A 22,439-nucleotide genomic window follows, 5' to 3' on the forward strand; every position below is an offset into this window, starting at 1 on the left:
GCCAAACCAACAAGAACGGAACAGGGAAGGATGTGAGGCATGCGCAACGGACGGGCGGTACTGGCGGTGGGATTGACCTATGTGGTCTTTGCCATGCTGTTAAATTCGGTGGGCACGGTCATCCTGCAATCGATCCAAAGTTTTGGCGTGACCAAGCTGGAGGCAGGAAGGCTGGAGGCCTACAAGGACCTGCCCATCGCCATCACCAGCTTTATCGTCGCCAGCTTCCTGCCCCGCATCGGCTATCGCCGCGCCATGATCGCGGCCCTGGTTCTGCAGGGGCTGGCGGCGGCATCGATGCCGTTCCTATCGGCCTTCTGGGCCATGAAGCTGATGTTTTTCTGCATCGGCGTCGGCTTTGCGCATGTGAAGGTGGCGGCATATTCCTCCATCGGCCTGCTGACGCGTGACAAACAGGGCCATGCCAGCCTGACCAACACGATCGAGGGCGTGTTCATGCTGGGTGTCCTGGGCAGCTACTGGCTGTTCAGCCTGTTCGTGAACCATGACAACCCCGCCGATCCGTCCTGGCTCAACGTCTACTGGGTCCTGTCGGCCTTCGCCTTCGCCGCCGCCGCACTCTGGTCCGTGACGCCGCTGGACGAGAGCGAGGCCCAGGCCCCCGATGCCAAGCCCGGCATCCGGCAGATGGCCCGCCTCGCCGTCACCCCCATTGCGGTCGTGTTCCTGGCATCCGCCTTCCTCTATGTCCTGATCGAACAGGCCATCGGCACCTGGCTGCCCACCTTCAACGCAGAGGTGCTGCATCTCCCCGCCGCCATGTCGATCCAGGCCACAAGCATCTTCGCCGCCGGCATCGCGCTGGGCCGGCTGGGGGCGGGTGTCGCCCTGGCCCGCATCGGCTGGTTCCCGTTCCTGGCCGGCTGCCTTGCCGCCATGACGGCCCTGGTCCTGCTGACCCTGCCGCTGGCCGAAGGGGTGCAACCGATGGCAGAGGCCAACTGGCTTTCCGCCCCCATTGCGGCCTTCATGCTGCCATTGATCGGCCTGTTCATGGCGCCGATCTACCCGGTGATCAACTCGGTCATCCTGTCGGCCCTGCCCAAGCATGAGCATGCGGCCATGACCGGCCTGATCGTGGTCTTCTCAGCATTGGGCGGCACCTTCGGCTCCTTCGTCACCGGCTTCCTGTTCGACCGGCTGGGCGGGCATACCGCCTTCTACATGGCGCTCATCCCCATGGCCGCCATCGCGGTCACCCTGTTCCTGCTGAACCGGCGGACGCGGGCGGCGGCCTAGCCCCCTCACCCTCTCACCAAGCGGGCGAGGGGCAAAATTTCATCCATCACCAAAGTTTCACCCCTCGCCCACGAAGGTGGGAGAGGGAGGGGCCCAAGCCTGCCAAGGCTTGGGAGGGTGAGGGCAACCCCGCCTGCCCCTCACACCCCCGAAATCACCACCAGCAGCCCCGCCCCATCGCCCGTCACGGTCGCCACTTCCTCAGGCCCAACCAGCAGCGCATCCCAGGCCCCCAAGCCCCGATAGCCGCTATCCAGCGCCAGCAGCAGCCGCACCGCCGGTACCCCGCCCAGCGCCACCGGCCCGCGCACGCGTGCCACCGAATGGGTGAAACGCCCGCGCCGTGTCATGACGTTCAGATCATGCACCGGCCCGCCGCTGACCACGGCCTGCACTGCCTCCCCGCCGTCAAAGGCAAACGGCGCGCTGTCGGGCGTCAGCACATGGCCGTTCAGCGCCATCGACCCGCCCGACAGCACGGTCAGCGTCCGGTCGATGCCGGGAAAGGCGGAGAACGGCCCGTCCCCATCCACCCGCGCGATGGAGACGCGCCAGTCGAAATCCGATAGACCCGCGCCTTCCGGGAACAGGGCAACGGTCGCCGTCTCGCCCCCGCCATTCTTCCACGCTGTCCAGGCGCGATCAGCCGCACGCAGCAGAAGCCCGCTCATGCCGCACCCCCGGCGGCCCCGGTGAACCGCGCCACCAGATCGAAGCCGGCACCCGGAAATACCTGCCTCACATGGGTGATGGGCTGGTCCCCGCGCCAGGTGCGGCGGTCCAGCAGCAGGCATGCCGTGCCCTCATCCACCCCCAACGCACCGGCCAGCCGCCCGGCGGGGGCGGCGGTGATGCGATGCTCGGCCTCCGTCCAGGGCACATGCGCCAGCAGCCAGGAACCGGGCGCCACCTGGGTAAAGTCAACGCTCGCCGCGTCTGGCACCGCCTTCAGGCTGATCAACCGCTCCTCCACGGCAAAGGGAACGCCATCGGCCAGATGCCGACAGGTCAGGGCCAGCACCTTGGCCCCACGTGGTGGCCGCATCCGGTCGGGATCGACCGACACTGCGGGTAACACGTCGCGCGACAGCAGTTCCAGGCGGTAAATCCGCCCCCGCCCCGTCACTTCCGCCTGGATATCGGGAATGGCCAGCGCCGCCATATGGATCTGCGGGCGCGACACAAAGGTGCCGGCCCGCTTGCGCCGCTCCAGCAGCCCCGCCTCCACCAGCCCGGTCAGCGCCTTGTTCACCGTCATGCGCGCACAGCCATACTGCGCCATCAGCTCATGTTCGAACGGGATACGGTCGCCGGCCTTTAATGCACCCGACAGGATGGCCCCTTCGATATCGGCCCGGATGCGGGCATGCAGCGGTGCGGCATTCTCGGCCATGCTCATGACAGGATGGTTCCCAGCGCCAGACGGTAACGCGCGGCGACGGCGTCGCGCACGATATGGCGGCCCCCGCTTACCACGCGCCGGCCCCGCCGCCAAACCCCGTCCACCATGCGCTGCCCTGCAAAGATGAACCCGTCCAGCAGGGCGTCCCCGCGCCGCGCCGCCAGGCTGGGCTGTGTTGCATCCAGGGTCACGAAATCCGCCGCAGCCCCAACAGATAGGCCAACATCCTTCTGCCCCAGCGCCCGCGCCCCCCCGGTCAGCGCCCCCTCGAACAGCACCCGCCCGGTTGAGGGCGTATCGGCCCGGCCCAGCACATTGCGCGCCCGATGGGCCAGACGCTGGGCATATTCCATGCTGCGCAGTTCCTCTGCCGCATCGATCAGGACATTGCTGTCCGACCCGATGCCGAACAGCCCGCCCGCCGCCTGATAATCGCGGCCATTGAAGATGCCGTCGCCCAGATTGGCCTCGGTAATCGGGCACAGGCCCGCCACGGCACCCGATGCGGACAGCGTCGCCGTCTCCGCCGCATCCATATGCGTGGCATGCACCAGGCACCATTGCCCATCGACATCGGCATGGTCGAACAGCCAGGCGACGGGCCGCTGCCCGCACCAGGCATGGCAATCGGCCACTTCCCGGATCTGCTCAGCGATATGGATATGGATGGGCCCGCCCGCCGCCAGGGCGGGAACGAAGGACAGGCTGTCCGGCGTGACGGCGCGCAGGCTGTGCGGGGCCACACCCACCACGCCATCGGGCAGCGTGGACAGGGCGGTTCGGCTGGCCTCCATCACCCGCGCGAACCCGTCAATGCTGTTGATGAACCGCTTCTGCCCAGGCCCCGGCGCCTGCCCGCCGAACCCGCCATGCTGATACAGCACCGGCAGCAGGGTCAGCGCAATCCCCGTTTCCGCAGCCGCAGCCGCCAGCCTCACCCCCATCTCCGCCGGGTTGGCATAGGCGGCACCATCGACATCCTGGTGGATATAGTGGAACTCCCCCACGCGCGTGAACCCGCCCTCCAGCATCTCGACAAAGGCCATGGCAGCGATGGCCTGCATCTCATCGGGGCCGATACGGTGGGCGAAGCGGTACATCACCTCCCGCCAGGTCCAGAAACTATCCTCCCCCGGCCCCCGCACCTCCGCCAGCCCGGCCATCCCGCGCTGAAACGCGTGGGAATGCAGGTTGGGCAGGCCCGGCACGGCGATGGCATGACGCTCATCGGTGGGTTCAGGGGCGGTGCCGGCGGTGACAGACGCGATCACCCCGCCCTGCTCCACCACCCGCACCCCATCCGCCCATCCGCCCGGCAGCAGCGCCTGCTGGAACCAGAACCCGGCCATCACCCATACCCCCGAATTTCGTCTCAAGGCCCATATTAATGTATAGACATTAATTATGTAAAGACATAAAAGAGGGGAAAACAGGCGCGCCAGACGCCATGATGAACGGTTCAGCGGGGAAAAGGTTCGGACATGCGGCATGGATTCAGTGGTCATCCCGTGATGACATCCCCCATCCGCCTTCCCGGCGAAGGCCGGGACCCAGGGGCCGCTGCTGCCACGCCCTGGATGGAACCGTTCTATAACAAGCCCGTCCGGTCGGGCGTCTGGCCCCTGGGTCCCGGCCTTCGCCGGGAAGGCGTTGAATGGACGGAAAGCCAGGCCCATGCACGCTGACCACCTCTGGACCCACGCGCGGCTGGCCACCATGCGCCCCGACCTGCCCGGTCTGGGGATCGTGGAGGATGGGGTGATTGCTGCGCACAATGGCCGCATCATCTTTGCCGGCCCCAAGGCCGACGCCCCCGCCCTCACCGCCACACAAACCACCGACCTCCAGGGCCGCTGGGTCACCCCCGGCCTGATCGATTGCCACACGCATCTGGTCCATGCCGGCGATCGCGCACATGAATTCGAACTGCGCCTGCGGGGTGCGACGTATGAGGAGATTGCGCGGGCCGGCGGCGGCATCGTCTCCACCATGCGCGCCACCCGTGCCGCCACCCTGGATACGCTGATCTGCGAGGCGCTGCCCCGCCTCGATGCCCTGCTGGCCGAAGGGGTGACGACGGTGGAGGTGAAGTCCGGTTACGGCCTGACCCTGGCGGATGAAGTGAAGATGCTGCGCGCCGCCCGTGCGCTATCCGACCACCGCCCCGTCGATGTCGCCACCACCTTCCTGGGCGCCCATGCCGTTCCGCCGGAATATGCGGAAGATCACGACGCCTATATCGATCTGGTCTGCCGAACCATGATCCCGCATGTGGCGCAGCATAAGCTGGCCGACGCCGTGGATGGCTTCTGCGAAGGTATCGGCTTTTCCCTGGCCCAGGTCCGCCGGGTGTTCCACGCCGCCAAGGCCAATGGTCTGGCCCTGAAACTCCACGCCGAACAGCTGTCCAACCTGAATGGTGCCGCCCTCGCGGCACAGTGCGGGGCGCTGTCCGCCGACCATCTGGAACATGTGGACGAACCCGCCGTGCGCGCCATGGCGCAATCCGGCACCGTCGCTGTCATGCTGCCCGGCGCCTTCTACTTCACGCGCGATACCAAGCTGCCGCCCATCGACCTGTTCCGCACCCACGGCGTGCCCATGGCGGTCGCGACCGACTGCAATCCCGGCACGGCCCCGCTGACCTCGCTGCTGCTGTCGCTCAACATGGCCGCCACCTTGTTCCGGATGAGTGTGGAGGAATGTCTGCTAGGCGCCACCCGCGTTGCGGCAAAGGCCTTGGGCCGCCAGGCCGATATCGGCACGCTGGAGGCGGGGAAATCCTGCGACCTCGCCATCTGGGACATTGAGCGTCCCGCCGAACTTGTTTACCGCATGGGGTTCAACCCCCTGCATGCCCGTATCCACAGGGGGATCTGATGCCGCATTCCATGTCCGTCACGCTGCGCCCCGGCACTGTCAGCCTGGGCGAATGGCGCCGCATCTATAATGGCGCCGCAGTGACGCTGGACCCCGCCTGCCGTCCGGCGGTGGAACGCAGTGCGGCCACCATCGCCCGCATCATCGCCAAGGGCGACCCCGTCTATGGCGTGAATACCGGCTTCGGCAAGCTGGCATCCGTCCGTATTGCTGCGGACGATCTCGAATTGCTGCAACGCAACATCGTACTCTCCCATGCCGCTGGCGTGGGCGAGCCGATGCCGCGCAACGTCCTGCGCCTGATGATGGCGCTGAAGCTGTCCAGCCTGGGCGTCGGCGCATCCGGCGTGAAGCCGGCAACCCTCGACCTGCTGGAAGCGCTGCTGACCCACGACATCCTGCCCGTGGTCCCGGCTCAGGGTTCGGTGGGGGCATCGGGCGATCTCGCCCCCTTGTCCCATATGGCGGCGGCCATGATCGGCCATGGGGAGGTCTTCGCCAACGGCACCCGCATGCCAGCATCCGAAGCGCTGAAGGCCGCCGGCCTGTCGCCCCTGACCCTGGGGCCGAAGGAAGGCTTGGCGCTGCTGAACGGCACGCAGTTCTCGACGGCCTATGCCTTGGCCGGCCTGTTTGAGGCCGAACGCCTGCACGGCTCCGCACTGGCCACCGGTGCTTTGTCCACCGAGGCCGCCAAAGGCTCCGACACGCCGTTTGATCCGCGCATCCATCTGCTGCGCGGTCACAAGGGCCAGATTGCGGTCGCCGACACGCTTCGCCGCCTGATGGACGGCTCCGCCATCCGCGCCTCGCACCGCGAGGATGATATCCGTGTCCAGGACCCCTACTGCCTGCGCTGCCAGCCGCAGGTGATGGGGGCGGCCCTGGACCTGCTGCGTCAGGCGGGCCACACGCTTTTGACGGAGGCCAACGCCGTCTCCGACAATCCCCTGGTCTTTGCCGAGGATGACAGCGTGCTGTCCGGCGGCAATTTCCACGCCGAACCCGTCGCCTTTGCCGCCGACATGATCGCCATGGCCGTGTGCGAGATCGGTAGCTTGTCCGAACGCCGCATCGCCATGCTGGTTGACCCGGCCCTGTCCGGCCTGCCCGCCTTCCTGACGCCGAAGCCGGGCCTGAATTCCGGCTTCATGATCCCACAGGTCACCGCCGCCGCCCTCGTCTCCGAAAACAAGCAGCGCGCCTATCCCGCCAGCGTCGACAGCATCCCCACCTCGGCCAACCAGGAAGACCATGTCTCCATGGCCGCCCATGGTGCCCGCCGCCTGCTCTCCATGGTGCAGAACGCCGACAGCGTGCTGGCGATTGAGTATCTGGCCGCCGTGCAGGGCTGCGACTTCCACGCGCCGTTGACCAGTTCGACCGTTCTGGAAACCCTGCGCGCCACCCTGCGCGATGTCGTTCCCACCCTCACCGACGACCGCTATTTCCACGCCGACATCGACACCGCCTTGACCCTGGTCCGCAGCGGTGCCCTGATCAGGACAGTGACGGCGGGCGGTATGGAGCTGCCGGGCGTGTGAGGACGGGTGCCCCCTCACCCTCCCAAACGCTGACGCGTTCGGGCCCCTCCTTCTCCCGCCAAGCGGGCGAGGGGCGTAAATTCTCCCCTCGCCCACGAACGTGGGAGAGGGAGGGGCCCAAGCCTGTTAAGGCTTGGGAGGGTGAGGGAACAACCGATCCCAAGGCAAAGATAACCCCGCCCCGGAACAGGAGAACCCAACCATGGACCAGGACTGGCTGATCATCCATCAGGGCACCGCCCCCCTGATCCTCTCCATCCCGCACGCAGGAACGGAGATTGAGTGGGCGTTGGAGGATACGCTGGCCGATCCCTGGCGGGCGCGCAAGGATGCCGACTGGTGGGTGGGGCAGCTCTATTTCTTCGCCCGCGACCTGGGCGCCACCATCGTGCAGACCAGCCTGTCGCGCACCATGATCGACGTGAATCGCCCGCCCGACGGCGCCTCGCTCTATCCCGGACAGGCCACGACCGACCTCTGTCCGCTGACCACGTTTGACGGCGAACCGCTCTACAATCCCGGCCAGGAACCCGACGCGATGGAGGTGCTGCGCCGGCGGGAGCTGTTCCACGCCCCCTATCACGCCGCCTTGATGGCCGAAATCCTGCGCCTGCGCCGCACATATCCGCGCGTGGTGCTGTACGACTGCCACTCCATCCGCTCCTGGGTGCCGCGCCTGTTCGACGGTTTGCTGCCGCATTTCAACATCGGCACGTTTGAGGGCAAAAGCTGCGATCCCGGCCTGACCCGCGTGATTGAGGCGGCGTGTGACGCCACACAGTTCACCCGCGTCACCAATGGCCGGTTCAAGGGCGGCTATATCACCCGCCATTACGGACAGCCCGCCAAGGGCGTGCATGCGGTGCAGATGGAGCTGGCGACACGCGGCTATCTGCTGGAACCCGACGACGACCCCGCGCCTGATAATTGGCCCCCCGCCTATGACGCCGCCTACGCGGCACCCATGGAAAAGGCCCTGCGTAACATCCTGACCGCCTGCATCGGCTGGGCGACGGACCCCAAATAACCGAGGACATGATGAGCCGCATCGACAATACCCGCGTGATCCGCGCCCCCCACGGCACCGACCGCACCGCCAAGTCCTGGTTGACCGAAGCGGCCTTGCGCATGCTGATGAACAATCTGGACCCCGACGTGGCAGAGAGGCCCGAAGAACTGGTGGTCTATGGCGGCATCGGCCGGGCCGCGCGCGACTGGGCCAGTTTCGACCGCATCGTCGCGGCGCTCCGTGATCTGGAGGATGACCAGACCCTGCTGGTGCAGTCGGGCAAGCCGGTCGGCGTGTTCCGCACCCATACCGACGCCCCGCGCGTCCTGATCGCCAATTCCAACCTCGTCCCCCATTGGGCCACTTGGGACAAGTTCCATGAGCTGGATGCCAAGGGCCTGATGATGTACGGCCAGATGACGGCGGGCAGCTGGATCTATATCGGCACCCAGGGCATTGTCCAGGGCACCTATGAGACGTTCGTGGAGGTTGGCCGCCGCCATTATGGCGGCAACCTGGCGGGCCGCTGGATCCTGACCGGCGGTCTGGGCGGCATGGGCGGGGCACAGCCGCTGGCCGCCGTCATGGCCGGTGCCTCCTGTCTGGCCGTCGAATGTCAGCCCTCGCGCATCGACATGCGCCTGCGCACCGGTTACCTGGACCGCGCCACCGACAGCCTGGATGAGGCGCTGTCCATCATCGATGAAAGCTGCAAGGCCAAAAAGCCGGTCTCTGTCGGCCTGCTGGGCAATGCGGCGGAGGTGTTCCCCGAACTGGTCCGCCGTGGCGTGCGCCCCGATGCCGTCACCGACCAGACCTCCGCCCATGATCCGATCAACGGCTACCTGCCCGCCGGCTGGACGCTCGATCAATGGCTGAAGGCGCGCGAAGACGACCCCAAGAGCGTGGAGAAGGCATCGCGCGCCTCCATGGCCGTGCAGGTCAGCGCCATGCTGGATTTCTGGAAGGCCGGCGTGCCCACCCTGGATTACGGCAACAATATCCGGCAGATGGCACTGGAAGAAGGCGTGGCCGACGCCTTTGCCTTCCCCGGCTTCGTGCCCGCCTATATCCGCCCACTGTTCTGTCGCGGCATCGGTCCCTTCCGCTGGGCGGCCCTGTCCGGCGACCCGGAAGATATCTACAAGACCGACGCCAAGGTGAAGGAACTGCTGCCCGACAACGCCCACCTGCATAACTGGCTGGACATGGCGCGGGAAAAGATCAAGTTCCAGGGCCTGCCCGCCCGCATCTGCTGGGTCGGTCTGGGCGACCGCCACCGTCTGGCGCTGGCCTTCAACGAGATGGTGGCCAAGGGCGAGCTGAAGGCCCCCGTGGTCATCGGTCGCGACCATCTGGACAGCGGCTCCGTCGCCTCCCCCAACCGGGAGACGGAGGCCATGCTGGACGGTTCCGACGCCGTCTCCGACTGGCCCCTGCTGAACGCCCTGCTCAACACCGCCTCGGGTGCCACCTGGGTATCGCTGCACCATGGCGGCGGTGTCGGCATGGGCTTCTCACAGCATAGCGGCGTCGTCATCGTCGCCGATGGCACCGACGCCGCGGCCCGCCGCCTGGAACGCGTGCTGTGGAACGACCCCGCCACCGGCGTCATGCGCCACGCCGACGCCGGCTACGACATCGCGAAGGACTGCGCACGGGAAAAGGGCCTGAACCTGCCGGGGATTTTGGGGTAAGGGGGCCTGCCCGACGTACCTGTGACAGCCCTCATTGCATCCGTTGGGGCGCATGATAGCGTGGGGCGACTTCCGCCCCCGCCTCCCGGTGCCCGCCCCATGGTCTCCCTGCCGGAAAGCCCCGCCCTTCCCACCCCGTCCACCCCCATCTGGCGGCATGTCCGCGCCTGGGTCCTGGTGCTGCTGATCGGCAGCACGCTGGGCTTTCCCATAGCACATTGGGCTGGCGTCTCGCTGCCCGTCTCCATGGTGCATGGCGCCTTTATCGGCGGCCTGTGTCTGGCCTTCAAACATGGGTTGCTGCTGCGCACCTCGCGTGACCGTATTGCCGATCTGCCGCGCGGGCGCGCCCTGCTGGCGCTCTACGCCACCTATATAATGCTGATCCTGCTGGGAATCGCGCTGGCCCTGTCGACGGAGGCGCTGGTCGGCATGGATGGGGATGACAGCCCCAATATCGATTTCTTCCAGGTCTTCACCTATGCCGCCGCCTCCGTCATCCTGTTGCTGCTGCTGGACCAGAGCCGCAGCCTGATTGGCAATCAGGTGTTCTTCGCCCTGATCACAGGCCGCTATGCCCGCCCTCTGGAGGAACAGCGCCTGTTCCTGGCCATCGACATGGCCAATTCCACGGCGCTGGCGGCCCGGCTGGGCGATCGGGAGGCTATGCGCATCGTGGGCCGTTTCCTGCACGCCCTGGGTGAGCCGGTTCGCGCCCATGGCGGCTCCATCGACAAATATGTGGGCGATCAGGCCATCATCAGCTGGCGATTGACCCCGCAACGCCCCGACGCGCCGGCCCTGGCCTGTGCGCTCGCCATCCGCCGCACCCTGACGGCGCTGCGGCGGGATATGGGGGTGGAGCTTGGCTTCCGCATCACCCTCCATGCCGGCCCGGTGATCGTGGCACAGGTGGGGGATCAACGCCGCGAGATCACCTATTTCGGCGACACGATCAATTCTCTGTCCCGCCTGGACGCCATCGCCAAGGAGGCGGGCCGCGACCTGATCCTGACCGCCGATGGCTGGCAGCGCTGCCGCCCCGTCCTGGGCGTAACCCCCCTCCCCCTCGGTCCCGTCATCCTGCGCGGACGGGAAGCACCGCTGGAGATTTTGGGGGTGGAAGGGTAACCATCCCTCACACCATCCAGAATGAAACCGCCCCCGCCGTGACGGCGGCCAGGCTGGGGATGCCAACGGACAGGCCCAGGCTGCGGCCACCCACACTGCCGGCCATGACCGATTTGGTGATGGTATTGACGCCCACGGCCAGAAGGATGCAGGCGGCGGCCAGGGACAGGCTTTCCGGCTTGGTGCCCAGGCGCGCCATGGCGACGGTGATGGCATCGACATCGGCGATGCCGGCAGCAGCAGCGGCGACTAGCAGGCCCGCATCGCCCACGAAACGCTGGATCAGTTCGGCCGCCACCAGAACCAGGGCGATGAAGCCCGCCAGTTTCAAGGCGGTACCCAGTTCCAGCGGGTTGGACAAAGCCGGGGTCGTATCCTCCGGCCCCGTGCCGTCGCGGCGCAGCAGGATCAGGGCGGAAAGGCCCATCACGGCCAGCGCCGCCCCGGCGGGCGCCACCAGCGGCAGCATCAGCGCCCGGTTCAGGATCAGGGCAACCAGCAGCACACGCAGCACGCTGACCATGCCGGACAGCAGAATGCCGGCAGCCAGCAGGGGCGACGCCGCCGGCTGCGCCTTGGCCACGCGCGACAGGGTCAGCGTGGTGGCGGTGGAGGAGGCAAGGCCGCCGGCCAATGCTGCTACCAGCACGCCACGCTTTTCCCCGAACAGCTTCACCGCCACATAGCCACCGAAGGAAATGGCGGCGATCAGGATAGCCAGGAGCCAGATCTCCGCGGGGTTCAGCACGCCCCAGGGATCGACGGGACCATTGGGCAGGACGGGCAGGGCCAGAAAACTCATCACTGCCAGGATCAGGACGGCACGGATTTCCACCCATTGCAGTCGCCGCAGCCATTCATGCAGCGGATCACGCAGGGCCAGCAGCAGGGTCGCGGCCACACCTGCCGCCACAGCGACGCGGATTTCCCCCAGCATGGCATAGGCACCCAGCAGGAAGACCAGCAGGCCGGAGACGACACCGGTAACTGAATTCTTGCCCTCTTCCCGCGATTCCAGCCAGTGGAAGGCCGTGAAAGCGCCCGCAAAGCCCAGAAAGGAGAGGCCCAAGAACAGGAGATTGTCCAGCCCATGGGCCAGCGCGCCGGCCACACCGCCCAGCAGGCCCGACAGCGCAAAAGTGCGCAGGCCCGCCGCGCGCTGCCCATCGGCCAGATCGCGCGACCGCCAGCCCCGTTCCAGCCCGACCAGCAGGCCGATGGCCAGCGCCGTGCCCAGACGCATCAGGATTTCAAGATCGTGCAAGGCTCAAGCTCCCCATTTCCGGGGCACAGCATGCGACGGGCGGCAGGGAAAGGGCAAGCAGGCGGAGGGGTTAGAGTTTGTCGTGTGATTCACGCTTCAAATGTACCCATTTGAAGCGATCACACTCTACGCCCGCGCCAGCGAGTGGTTGAACAGTTCCAGCAGCAGCGGGAAGGCCGACAGCCGGTCCACCAGCATGACGCCCAGTGCCCCCCCATCCTCATGATCGACATGGCGGATGGTGACGGGCAGACGGGCCCAGCTATGCCCGTCGGGGCGCAGGATCGTGACATCCACACGCTGTCCCACGATGAAACCACCGGCCTGTTCCGGACGGACGCGCAGGCCCCCGAACGACCAGTCAAGCAGACGGGACGGGCGGCCGGCAACCATCAGGAAGATGGGTTCTGTCGGGTTACGCGGATGTATCCGGCGTTCGGCCGGGGTGTCGGACATGGCAATCATGAACACAATTTTACCAAAATACCTGTCAATCCGATACTGCCCAGAGGAAATAGAAAGATCATTACCGGCCCCGGCGGCTGCAAGGCTGCCATAACGAAAAAAGGCGGCCCGAAGGCCGCCTTTCCCCAACTCATTGATCCTGCTTGAAGAAGGATCAGAACTCGTACTTCACACCCAGCTGGATCTTCCAGACCGAGGCGCGGTTGCTGACCTGTTCGGTAACGTCGCGGCCAGCAGCGGTAAACACATACTTGCCATCGGTCCCGATCGTCGCGGTCGGGCCGGCAACGGACTGGAAGAAGGGCACGCTCTGCTGACGACCCCAGTTCTTGTTCAGCAGGTTGGTCAGGTTGAGGATGTCCATCGTCACGATGGCCTTGTGGCCTTCGATCGGCGCCGGGATTTCCTGAGCCAGCTTGGCATCGACGGAGTAGGTCCAGGAGCTTTCGAACGCGCCACGCGGCAGGATGCTGCCACGGTACTTGTCCAGGCCATTGCGGGAGATATAGGCATCCATCGCATCAGCCTTGACCGTGCTGGCCGTCCAGTTGACCAGCGGGTCGCTGGCGCCGGTCGGGACATACATGGCTTCACGCGAACGGTTGGCGCGGCAGGCCGGGTCACCGAACGGATTGGCCGTGCTGGAGCAGGTGAAGCTGAAGGTGTACGGCTTGCCCGACGAGGCCTGACCGAACAGCGACAGCGACGACTTGTACCCATCGAAATATTCGATGCTGTAGCTGGTGTTCGCCGTGATGCGGTGCTTCGTCTCATAAGAAGACGTGCCCAGCAGATCCGTGTTGGGATCGGTGGTCACGAACTGCTCATAGTTGGAGCTGGCAACAGAGCTGGTGCCCTGGCTGGCATCCTTGCTGTCCTGGAAGGCGTAACCGGCACCGAAGTCGATATCGCCATAATCCGTCGTCCAGTTCTTCGAACCGTAGATCGTCAGGATCAGGCTTTCACCCTTGTCGGTGTTGGTCAGCAGCAGGTCGGAACCATTGCCACGCGTGTCGCCGGCCTGGATGTTCTGCGTGTAGATCGGGCGACCATCGGGGGCCGTACCGGTCTTGGTCAGACGCAGGTCCTTGTAGAAGTTGGCGTCCTTCACGCGGGTATAGATCGCCTCGGCAGTGAACAGCCAGTCGTCACCCAGAACCGGGATGTCCAGCTTCTGGTCAACAGCCATGCTGAGCTTCCAGGAGGAGGGCATCTTGTAGTTCGGGTCCAGCGCATTCACGAAGCCTTCGCCGACCGAGGTCAGACGGCCGTTGGCGGCGGTGGGCACCTGGCCCGTCACGCCGTTCAGCAGCAGGGCGTTGTTGGCCGGCACGGTACCGGTGGCCGGACGGGTAATATCCAGCGAACGCTGGGTCACGCCGTCATTGCTGTAGCCGTTGGACAGCCACACGGCGGCACCGACACCGGAGAACAGGCCGGCGCCACCGCGGACAACCGTGCTTTCCGTGGCTTCATAGGTGAAGCCAACGCGCGGCAGCCACAGGTCCTTGCCGTCGATCGTAGCGGCATTGGTGATGCCGTAGCGCGACAGGAAGTTGGCATTGGCCAGCGGGGCGTCGTTGGTCTTGTACAGCTCGTAACGCAGACCGCCCTGCAGCTGGAAGCCGGGGCTCACGTCCCACGTATCTTGCAGGTAGAAGGAGTGCTGCGTGTAGGCCCACTTGGCCGCCGCGTCTTCGGGGTTGCCCGAAACGGCATTGGCATACCGGAAGCGCTGCGCCTGACGGTTCTGGAAGGCCTCGATCGAGGCGAATTCCCAGTAGCCAAGGCTGCGCTGCAGGAACAGGTTGTAGTAGTCGATCTTGTCGTATTCGTAGCCGCCGGTGATCTTGTGATCGCCCAGCAGGTACGTGCCCTTGAACTTACCGCTGTCGGTCTTCGTACGCAGCACATTGCTGTGCGACGAGATATCCGGGCCGAACACGACCTGACCGAAGCCGTTATTGTTGACGGCCAGACCGGTCGGATTGGTGCTGACGCGCATTTCGCCGAAGCCGAAGCCGTTCAGCGGCAGACGCAGGCTGTCCACTTCCTTGCGGGCCAGCTTGACTTCGGTGGAGAAGTCAGACGTCCAGTCAGAGAACAGCTGGAGCGAGTAGCTGTCCATGATCTGGGTGTAGTTGTACATGTTCGACTGCAACGACAGCGTGCGCGGGGTCGCGCTGGTGCTGGACGAAGCGTCGCGGATGTTATTGCCCTCGTTGCGCTGGTAGGCGAACGACGCGCGGTGGCTGTCGTTGATGTTCCAGTCCAGCTTGGTGAGGATCTTCTCGTCTTCTTCCGGCAGGGAGCCGTCGGCCAGACCCAGCGTGTCATAACCATAGACGCTCTGCGCGATCTGACGGATACGCTCAACCTGGGCCGTGGTGATGCCGGCGACGGGATTGCCGAGGCCGCTATCGGAGGTGCCGAACACCACCGGAGCCTGGCTCTTGAACTTCTCGTAGTTCACGTAGAAGAACAGCTTGTCCTCGACCAGCGCGCCACCCAGCGAACCGCCCCAGGTCTTTTCCTTGTAGGGGCTGATCAGGTTGGTGCGGCCACCCGAACGGTCACCCGACAGGCTCTCATCGCCATAATAATAATAGAAGGAGCCATGCGGGGTGTTGCCGCCCGACTTGGTCACGATGTTGATCGTGCCGCCCTGGAAGCCGGAATATTCGACGTCATAGGGAGCCGTCAGCACGGACAGGCCTTCGATGGCGTCGATCGACAGCGGCGAGCGCTGGGTCGGGTAGCCACCGGCGTTCAGACCGAAATCGTCGTTCTGCTTCACACCGTCGATGGTCAGGCTGTTGAAGCGGTTGGACGAGCCAGCGATCTGAATGGCGCTGGAGTTCGTGACGTCGATGAAGACCTTCGGATCGTTGCGGACAATGTCCTTCAGGTCGCGGCTGATCGACGGTGCATTGGTGATCTGCTGCTGGCCGAAATTGGTGCCGATGCCGACCGTGGTCGGGGCAGCGCGCTCACCGGTCACCACGATCTCTTCCATCTTGGCGCCCAGCGCCAGATCCAGGGCGAACGGCTCGCCGAGCGAGATGAAGATGCCTTCCAGCACCTGCGGCTCAGCGCCGGCGGCGGTGATGGTCACGGTGTAGGGGCCGCCGACGCGCAGACCGCCGGCCTGGAAACGGCCCTGGTCATTGACGTTGGTGACCGAACGCGTACCGGACGGCGTATGGACGATGGTGACTTCTGCGCCAGCAGCCGGGGCGCCGGCGGCGGTCACGATCTGACCCGTCATGGACGAGGTCGTCTGCTGCGCGATGGCCGGGACGGCCCAGGAAGAAGCGATGGCCAGCGCCAGGGCGCCAGTGCCGATATTCAAAGCGGACAGGTGACGGCGCAGGATCGACGCCGCCTTCTTATTCTCGATGGTCATACGAAAGCCCCCAATAAGCCGGACCGGATCGCGCGGACAACACCAGATGCCCGTGACGCTTAGGTAACGAATAAATTACAGTTCCATGACAAGCACCTCTGCAGCTATGCCTGCAGGGGCTTGAACGGCTATATCTCAACCAGCGTATCATTACCGCCACAGTTTTGCGGCGCAGCATGCCGGTTCGGAGGGGCGAGACCCGCGTCTCCTGCATTTCTTAACCGTGATTGCTGCGACGCACCTGCTGCCGGGCGGCAACAGAACCCGATGGAGCGCCTTCCGTGATTCGTAATCTCCCCTCCCGTGCCCTGATGGCGGGCGCCCTGTTCCTGTCGATGGCGGGTGCCGCCACAGCACAGGAGAAGATCGACTTGCAGGTACTGGCCACCACCGACCTGCATATGTATTTGGAGGATTACGATTATTATGCCGACAAGCCGGATGCCGGTGTCGGCCTGATCCGGGTCACGCCGCTGATCCGCGCCGCACGCGCCGCCAATCCCAACACGCTGCTGCTGGACAATGGCGATCTGATCCAGGGCACGCCCATGGGCGACTGGGTCGTGCGCGAGCGCGGGGTGGGCAAGGACAAGCCCACCCATCCCGCCATGGCCACCATGAACCTGCTGGGCTATGACGCCGCCGTCCTGGGCAATCATGAATTCAATTTCGGCCTGGACGTGCTGCACAATGTTTATGCGGGGGCGAAGTTCCCCGTGCTGGCCGGCAATGTCTTCAAGGTCGATGGCGACAAGGACCCGGCCAACGATCCCACCCTCTACCCCGCCTATGTCATCCAGGAACGCACCCTGGTCGATGACAAGGGCGCCAAGCAGAAGGTGAAGGTTGGCATCCTGGGCCTGCTGACCCCCCAGATCATGACGTGGGACAAGGACAAGCTGGAAGGCCGCGTCACCACCCGCGACATTATCGACATGGCCAATGTCTATGTCCCGCGCATGAAGAAGGAAGGGGCCGATGTCATCATCGTTCTGTCCCATTCGGGACTGTCCTTCTTCCCGCGTGAAGGGGGCGAGGAGAATATCTCCAACGCCCTGACCGAGGTGCCGGGCGTCGATGCCGTCATCACGGGCCACAGCCACCGCGTCTTCCCTGGCAAGGATTATGAGGGCCTGCCCAAGGCCGACCTTGCCAAGGGCACCGTCAATGGCAAGCCGCTGGTGATGTCCGGTTCCTATGGCAGCCATCTGGGCATGATCCAGTTGAAGCTGGAAAAGAAGGGCAAGGGCTGGCAGGTGGTGGAGGGTACGGCCATGGCCAAGCCCATCCAGGAACGCCAGGACGGCCGCATGGTGGTGGCCGAACCCGACGCCGAGGTCGGCACCCTGCTGGCCCCCAGCCATCAAGGCACGCTGGATTATGTCCGCCGCCCTGTAGGCAAGGTGACGGCGCGCATCCATTCCTATTTCTCCTTCCTGGGCGACAGCGCCGGCGTGGAGCTGGTGGCCGAGGCGCAGCGAGCCTATGTGGCGCGTGCCCTGGCCGGGACGGAGCTGGCCTCCCTGCCCATCCTGTCGGCGGCGGCACCGTTCAAGTCGGGCGGGCGGCCGGGTCCCGCCTTCTATACCGACATTGCCGCCGGCAGCGTGGCCATCCGCAATGTCGCCGACCTTTATGTCTATCCCAACCAGCTGGCCGTCGTGAAACTGACGGGGGCGCAGGTGCGTGACTGGCTGGAAATGTCGACCCGCGCCCTGTCGGTCATTGATCCCAACAAGAAGGAGCCGCAGTCGCTGGTGAATGTGCGGGTGCCGGCCTATTCCTTCGATATTATCGATGGCGTGACCTATACAATCGACCTGACGCAGCCCGAACGGTTCGACCGCGACGGCAAGCCGGCCAATGACAAGGCGCACCGCATCAAGGACCTGATGTTCCAGGGCAAGCCCATCGACGACAAACAGGAATTCCTGGTCGTCACCAATAATTACCGCGCCAATGGCGGCGGTGCGGTGCCGGGCCTGGATGGTAGCACTGTCGTCTATCAGTCGCCCGACACGGTGCAGTCGGCCATCATCGAATATATCCGCGCCAAGGGCGTGGTGGAGCCGTCGACCGACAATTCCTTCCGCATCGCGCCCATGCCGGCTGGGGTGAATGTCTATTTTGACAGCTCGCCGCTGGCCCAGGAACTGTTGTCCGAACAGCCGGCCCTGTCCTATGAAGGGCCGGCGCCGGACGGGTTCGCCCGCTTCCGCGTCGATCCGCTGAAGATCGGCGGCACGCGGTGAGGCCGCGCCTTTATCTGGCCGGGCCGGATGTATTCCTGCCCGACCCGCTGGCGGCAGCGGCGTCGATGAAGGCCATCTGTGAGGAGCTGTGGCTGGAGGGCGTGTTCCCTATGGATAACGCCCTGTCGCCTGCGGACGGCGAAGGCGGGGCGGCATTCGCCGCCCGCATCCGGCAGGCCAACCTGGACCTGATACGGGGGGCCGACGGCGTGATCGCCAATTGCATGCCCTTCCGGGGACCGTCCGTCGATGATGGTACGGCCTATGAGATGGGGTTTGCCGCGGCCCTGGGCAAACCCGTCTTCTCCTGGTCGGGCGATATCCGCCCCCTGCTGCAACGCACCCAGTCGCGCCAGTATCTGGCCCATGATGGCCGCGTCTGGCGCGATGCCGACCAGATGGAGGTGGAGGAATTTGGCCTGCCCGTGAACCTGATGCTGGTCGACCCGGCTACAGGTCCCGTGCAGGGCAGCTTCATCCAGGCAGCCAGGGCGGCGGCGGTTTGGTTCGGGGCGTAGGTTTCAGCTCTGCTTTTCGTCGTCACGGACCTACCTTACGCCGCCCGCCCCCGCCGCTTCTCGGCCAGCATATGGCTCAACAGCGCGCGCAGGGCACCCGGCCTCACCGGCTTGTAAAGCACCCGGCACCCGGCCTGCGCCACGCTGTCCTTCACGGCTTCCGTGCGGTCAGCGGTGATCACGGCGGCGGGCAGGTCGGCCCCGAACCGCGCCCGGATCAGGGACAGGGCGTCCAGCCCGCTCATCCCATGGTCCAGATGGTAATCGGTCAGCACGACATCCGGCACCCGGTCGCCCAGGGCGGCCAGCGCATCCGCCCCCGTTGCCCCCCATACCACCTCGCATGACCATCCCGACAGGAGCGCAATGGTCGCCTCCGCGATGGCCGGCTCATTCTCCACGCACAGGACCAGCGTGCCTTCCAGGCCCGTAACGCTGGCCCCCACGGCGGGCCGTGCCGGGTCGGCGGCGCGGGCCGACAGCGGCACCTCGACGGCAAAGCAAGATCCCTTGCCCTCCACCGACCGCAGGCTGACGCGGTGGCCCAGGATGGCCGCGAACCGTTCCACGATGGACAGGCCCAGGCCCAGCCCCTTGTCGCGGTCGCTCTGCCCGTTGCCCAGCTGCCGGAACTCCTTGAAAATCTCTTCGCGCTTATCGTCGGGAATGCCCGGTCCCGTATCCCATACCTCCACCCGCACGGCCCCCGCCAGCCGCCGGCACCCCACCAGGATGCGCCCGCGCGGGGTATAGCGCAGGGCATTGGCCAGCAGATTCTGCACGATCCGGCGCAGGAGGACGGCATCGGTATCCACCGTGGCCCGGCTTGGTACAAAGCGCAGCTGCAACCCGTGCCGCTGCGCCACCACGGCCAGCTCGTCCGTCAACGGATGCAGCACGTCATCAATGGCCACCGCCGTCCGGTTGGGCTTCACCACGCCTGTATCCAGCTTGGTGATGTCCAGCAGATCGCCCAGCAACTGTTCCACCGACCGTAGCGCCGCGTCTGCCTGCGTCACCAGCGCGTCCGGCCCCCGGTCCAATGCAGCGGAAATGAACAGGCGCGCCGCATGCAGCGGCTGCAAAAGGTCGTGGCTGACGGCGGCCAACAGCCGCGTCTTGGCCTGATTGGCACGGTCGGCCTCCGACTTGGCGATGGCCAGATCGATGGTGCGCTCGGCAATCCCCCGTTCCAGCCCCTCATTGGCGGCGCGCAGCGCCTCTGCCGCCCGGTGCCGGTCGGTGACATCGGTATAGACGGCCACGAAGCCGCCATCAGGCAACGGGTTGGACATAATCTCCAGCACCACGCCATCGGGCCTTGTGCGGTGGAAACTGTCGGGCATGTCACGGCGCTTGGGGTCCAGACGGCGGGCGAACAGGGTTTCCATCTCGCCTTCTTCCCCGAACTCCCCCTGGCTTTGCAGATAGGCGACCAGCTCGCCCATGGGCGTGCCCACCTTGATCAGGCCTTCCGGCACTTCCAGCATCTCCAGGAACCGGCGGTTCCACAGACGCAGGCGGAAATCCTTATCGACCGCACAGATGCCCTTGCCGACATTTTCCAGCGTGGATCGCATCAGCACATGGCTGTCCAGGATGGCGCGCGACGCCTCATCGATGATCGACCGCGCGTCGGACCGCGACAGGCGCCGGTCCGACAGCAAACTTGCCACCACCACGCGCGCCGACGCCGACCCGATGGCCCCGGCCAGCAGCCATTCGGTCGCCTGCACGGCCTCCTCATCGATGCGCCGCTTCAACCCCTCCTCGAACAGGTCCTTGCCCTCATCGGCGCCCAGGCCCACCAGCTCACGGAACACCGGTTCCGCGCGGCTGCGCCCGACATAGCGCAGCGCCAGTTCGTACAGGTCGCCCAGCGTCACCCCGCGCGCCGGTGCCACCCCGTCCCGCGCGTCGTGGCGCATGGAGACGAAGCGGCGGGCCTGCTGCTTTTCCAGGTCGGACTGGCCCGTGATGCCGGACACCAGCACCATCATGAACAGGTTCAGTGCCAGGCTGGTCAGCGCGCCATGGGCCAGCGTGTCCAGATCATGGATGCCGCCCAGACCCGTGGGGGTCAGCCAGCCCAGCCCGAACAAGCCCTGATCCATCAGATGCCCCGGCACCAGCCCCGCCACCGCAAAGGACGGGATCAGTACCGAATAGACCCAGGCGACAAACCCGGCCACCAGCCCCGTGATGGCCCCCGCCTTGGTCACCCGCCGGAAGAACAGCCCCATCAGCAGGGCCGGTGCGAACTGCGCCACGCCCGCAAAACTGACCGTCCCGATGGTGGCCAACGGGAAGGTAGTGCCGATCATCAGGTAATAGAGATACGCCATGCCCAGCAGCGCCACCACGGCCACCCGCCGCACCGTCAGTAGCATGGGCTTGGGATCATGCTGCCACCGCCGCATAGCCGACGGGATCGCCATCAGGATCGGCACGATCAGGTCGTTGCAGACCATGGTGGACAGGGCCACAGCACCGACAATGATCATGCTGGTCGCCGCCGACAGCCCGCCCAGAAAGGCCAGAACCGCCATCCAGTCATGGCCCAGGCGCTGCGGAATGGTCACCAGGAAGGTGTCGGCATTCACGCTGCCATCCGGGAACATCATCAACCCGGCCAGCGCTACCGGCAGCACGAAAATATTGATGGCCACAAGATACAGCGGGAACAGCCAACTGGCGGTGCGGATATCCCCGACATGGGTGTTTTCCACCACCGTCACATGGAACTGCCGCGGCAGGCACAGGATGGCAAGGGCCGCCAGCAGGGTGATGGACCACCACCCGGCCCCGAAATGCGGGGTCAGCAGATGGACCAGGCGCGGATCGCCCGCCGCCCGCTCGAATATCCCCGACGGTCCGCCGGCAACCGCAAAGACGATGCCCCCGCCCACCAGGATGGCCGCCCCCAGCTTGACCATGCTTTCGGTGGAAATCGCCATCATCAGGCCGCGATGATGCTCATTCGCATGGATATTGCGCACCCCGAACAGGATGGCGAACAGGGCCATGGCACAGGTGATGATGAAGGTCGTCTCGCCCGGAATATCCATCACCCGGTTGGCAAACGGGTCCCCGGCCAGCGCCTCCAGGCTGATGGTGATGGCCTTCAGCTGTAGCGCGAAATAGGGCAGCACCACGGTAACCGCCATGACCGTGATCAGTGCGGCCAGCACCCGGCTCTTGCCATAGCGGGCGGAGATGAAGTCAGAGATGGAGACGGTGTTTTCCGCCTTGGCCACCCTGACCATCTTGGCCAGGATGGGCCAGCCCAGCGAGAAGACCAGGATCGGCCCCACATAGATGGACAGAAAATCCCACCCGCTGGCCGCCGCCCGCCCGATGGCGCCATAGAAGGTCCAAGACGTGCAGTAGACCGCCAGCGACATGGCATAGAGCAAGGGCGCACGCCGCTCCTGCACCTCGGGCTGCCGCGCCGCATACCGGTCCCCCCACCAGGCAATGGCAAACAACGCCGCCAGATACCCCAGCGCCAACCCCAGAACCGGCCAGCTCGACATGGATGCCCCTATGGTGCTTTTTGATTGGGGCCTATCCTACGCCCGTTGCGGGGCCGGCGTCATGGGGGCGATGGT

The 22,439-nt window shown here is 65.6% G+C and carries 16 protein-coding genes; 9 read left to right on the forward strand and 7 right to left on the reverse strand.

Annotation, left to right across the window (positions count from 1 at the left end; all coding sequences use genetic code 11):
• Positions 1-39: 39 nt before the first annotated feature.
• Positions 40-1,260, forward strand: a complete 1,221-nt coding sequence (locus ACT6Q8_RS16410) for an MFS transporter (RefSeq protein ID WP_444733032.1) — start codon at positions 40-42, stop codon at positions 1,258-1,260.
• Between the two features lie 140 nt (positions 1,261-1,400).
• Here the strand turns inward: ACT6Q8_RS16410 and ACT6Q8_RS16415 are convergent, their stop codons facing one another.
• The 3 genes from ACT6Q8_RS16415 to ACT6Q8_RS16425 are packed head-to-tail and all read right to left on the reverse strand — an operon-like array spanning position 1,401 to position 4,011.
• Positions 1,401-1,931: a HutD/Ves family protein gene (locus ACT6Q8_RS16415; RefSeq protein WP_444733033.1), complete on the reverse strand. Its 531-nt coding sequence runs from the start codon at positions 1,929-1,931 to the stop codon at positions 1,401-1,403.
• Positions 1,928-2,659: a histidine utilization repressor gene (gene hutC, locus ACT6Q8_RS16420; RefSeq protein WP_054169898.1), complete on the reverse strand. Its 732-nt coding sequence runs from the start codon at positions 2,657-2,659 to the stop codon at positions 1,928-1,930. The genes ACT6Q8_RS16415 and hutC overlap by 4 nt, the downstream gene beginning before the upstream one ends.
• Positions 2,656-4,011 (reverse strand): formimidoylglutamate deiminase, encoded by a 1,356-nt coding sequence (locus ACT6Q8_RS16425; RefSeq protein ID WP_444733034.1) that lies wholly within the window; start codon positions 4,009-4,011, stop codon positions 2,656-2,658. Before ACT6Q8_RS16425 ends, hutC begins: the two co-directional genes overlap by 4 nt.
• 162 nt (positions 4,012-4,173) lie before the next feature.
• Between ACT6Q8_RS16425 and ACT6Q8_RS16430 the strand changes: the two genes are divergently transcribed.
• The 6 genes from ACT6Q8_RS16430 (at position 4,174) to ACT6Q8_RS16455 (ending at position 10,923) form a co-directional block, all read left to right on the forward strand.
• Positions 4,174-4,347 (forward strand): hypothetical protein, encoded by a 174-nt coding sequence (locus tag ACT6Q8_RS16430; protein ID WP_156344828.1) that lies wholly within the window; start codon positions 4,174-4,176, stop codon positions 4,345-4,347.
• Positions 4,337-5,542 carry an imidazolonepropionase gene (gene hutI / locus ACT6Q8_RS16435; protein WP_054169901.1) on the forward strand — a complete coding sequence of 402 codons (1,206 nt, stop codon included), beginning with the start codon at positions 4,337-4,339 and terminating at the stop codon, positions 5,540-5,542. The genes ACT6Q8_RS16430 and hutI overlap by 11 nt, the downstream gene beginning before the upstream one ends.
• Positions 5,542-7,086: a histidine ammonia-lyase gene (gene hutH / locus ACT6Q8_RS16440; RefSeq protein ID WP_444733035.1), complete on the forward strand. Its 1,545-nt coding sequence runs from the start codon at positions 5,542-5,544 to the stop codon at positions 7,084-7,086. Before hutI ends, hutH begins: the two co-directional genes overlap by 1 nt.
• A 202-nt stretch (positions 7,087-7,288) precedes the next feature.
• Positions 7,289-8,113 carry an N-formylglutamate deformylase gene (gene hutG / locus ACT6Q8_RS16445; RefSeq protein ID WP_444733036.1) on the forward strand — a complete coding sequence of 275 codons (825 nt, stop codon included), beginning with the start codon at positions 7,289-7,291 and terminating at the stop codon, positions 8,111-8,113.
• An 8-nt stretch (positions 8,114-8,121) separates the two neighbouring features.
• On the forward strand, positions 8,122-9,792 hold the full coding sequence (gene hutU, locus ACT6Q8_RS16450; RefSeq protein WP_444733037.1) for a urocanate hydratase: 1,671 nt from the start codon (positions 8,122-8,124) through the stop codon (positions 9,790-9,792).
• 99 nt (positions 9,793-9,891) lie between these two features.
• A complete protein-coding gene (locus ACT6Q8_RS16455; RefSeq protein ID WP_054169760.1) occupies positions 9,892-10,923 on the forward strand; it encodes an adenylate/guanylate cyclase domain-containing protein in 1,032 nt (343 codons plus the stop codon).
• A 7-nt stretch (positions 10,924-10,930) separates the two neighbouring features.
• Here ACT6Q8_RS16455 and ACT6Q8_RS16460 read toward each other — a convergent pair whose 3' ends face one another.
• The 3 genes from ACT6Q8_RS16460 to ACT6Q8_RS16470 all read right to left on the reverse strand — a co-directional run bounded on the left by ACT6Q8_RS16460 (position 10,931) and on the right by ACT6Q8_RS16470 (position 16,058).
• Positions 10,931-12,187: an MgtC/SapB family protein gene (locus tag ACT6Q8_RS16460; protein WP_444733038.1), complete on the reverse strand. Its 1,257-nt coding sequence runs from the start codon at positions 12,185-12,187 to the stop codon at positions 10,931-10,933.
• Positions 12,188-12,313: 126 nt separating this feature from the next.
• Positions 12,314-12,643, reverse strand: coding sequence for a PilZ domain-containing protein (locus ACT6Q8_RS16465; RefSeq protein WP_158660122.1), 330 nt, complete (start codon positions 12,641-12,643; stop codon positions 12,314-12,316).
• Positions 12,644-12,806: 163 nt separating this feature from the next.
• Positions 12,807-16,058 carry a TonB-dependent receptor gene (locus ACT6Q8_RS16470; RefSeq protein WP_054169762.1) on the reverse strand — a complete coding sequence of 1,084 codons (3,252 nt, stop codon included), beginning with the start codon at positions 16,056-16,058 and terminating at the stop codon, positions 12,807-12,809.
• Positions 16,059-16,339: 281 nt separating this feature from the next.
• Between ACT6Q8_RS16470 and ACT6Q8_RS16475 the strand changes: the two genes are divergently transcribed.
• Both ACT6Q8_RS16475 and ACT6Q8_RS16480 read left to right on the forward strand, forming a co-directional pair.
• Positions 16,340-18,310, forward strand: a complete 1,971-nt coding sequence (locus ACT6Q8_RS16475) for a bifunctional 2',3'-cyclic-nucleotide 2'-phosphodiesterase/3'-nucleotidase (protein ID WP_444733039.1) — start codon at positions 16,340-16,342, stop codon at positions 18,308-18,310.
• Complete coding sequence (locus ACT6Q8_RS16480; RefSeq protein ID WP_444733040.1) at positions 18,307-18,828, forward strand: nucleoside 2-deoxyribosyltransferase; 522 nt, start codon at positions 18,307-18,309, stop codon at positions 18,826-18,828. The genes ACT6Q8_RS16475 and ACT6Q8_RS16480 overlap by 4 nt, the downstream gene beginning before the upstream one ends.
• Before the next feature lie 35 nt (positions 18,829-18,863).
• Here ACT6Q8_RS16480 and ACT6Q8_RS16485 read toward each other — a convergent pair whose 3' ends face one another.
• Positions 18,864-22,364 carry a hybrid sensor histidine kinase/response regulator gene (locus tag ACT6Q8_RS16485; protein WP_054169765.1) on the reverse strand — a complete coding sequence of 1,167 codons (3,501 nt, stop codon included), beginning with the start codon at positions 22,362-22,364 and terminating at the stop codon, positions 18,864-18,866.
• Positions 22,365-22,439: the final 75 nt, after the last annotated feature.

Source organism: Niveispirillum sp. (assembly GCF_052437035.1).
Lineage (GTDB): Bacteria > Pseudomonadota > Alphaproteobacteria > Azospirillales > Azospirillaceae > Niveispirillum.

Excerpts from the sequence above, each read along its gene's own strand:
- ACT6Q8_RS16410 (WP_444733032.1), top strand. The coding sequence starts at position 40 with ATGCGCAACGGACGGGCGGTACTGGCGGTGGGATTGACCTATGTGGTC.
- ACT6Q8_RS16415 (WP_444733033.1), bottom strand. The coding sequence starts at position 1,931 with ATGAGCGGGCTTCTGCTGCGTGCGGCTGATCGCGCCTGGACAGCGTGG.
- hutC (WP_054169898.1), bottom strand. The coding sequence starts at position 2,659 with ATGAGCATGGCCGAGAATGCCGCACCGCTGCATGCCCGCATCCGGGCC.
- ACT6Q8_RS16425 (WP_444733034.1), bottom strand. The coding sequence starts at position 4,011 with ATGGCCGGGTTCTGGTTCCAGCAGGCGCTGCTGCCGGGCGGATGGGCG.
- ACT6Q8_RS16430 (WP_156344828.1), top strand. The coding sequence starts at position 4,174 with ATGACATCCCCCATCCGCCTTCCCGGCGAAGGCCGGGACCCAGGGGCC.
- hutI (WP_054169901.1), top strand. The coding sequence starts at position 4,337 with ATGCACGCTGACCACCTCTGGACCCACGCGCGGCTGGCCACCATGCGC.
- hutH (WP_444733035.1), top strand. The coding sequence starts at position 5,542 with ATGCCGCATTCCATGTCCGTCACGCTGCGCCCCGGCACTGTCAGCCTG.
- hutG (WP_444733036.1), top strand. The coding sequence starts at position 7,289 with ATGGACCAGGACTGGCTGATCATCCATCAGGGCACCGCCCCCCTGATC.
- hutU (WP_444733037.1), top strand. The coding sequence starts at position 8,122 with ATGATGAGCCGCATCGACAATACCCGCGTGATCCGCGCCCCCCACGGC.
- ACT6Q8_RS16455 (WP_054169760.1), top strand. The coding sequence starts at position 9,892 with ATGGTCTCCCTGCCGGAAAGCCCCGCCCTTCCCACCCCGTCCACCCCC.
- ACT6Q8_RS16465 (WP_158660122.1), bottom strand. The coding sequence starts at position 12,643 with ATGTCCGACACCCCGGCCGAACGCCGGATACATCCGCGTAACCCGACA.
- ACT6Q8_RS16470 (WP_054169762.1), bottom strand. The coding sequence starts at position 16,058 with ATGACCATCGAGAATAAGAAGGCGGCGTCGATCCTGCGCCGTCACCTG.
- ACT6Q8_RS16485 (WP_054169765.1), bottom strand. The coding sequence starts at position 22,364 with ATGTCGAGCTGGCCGGTTCTGGGGTTGGCGCTGGGGTATCTGGCGGCG.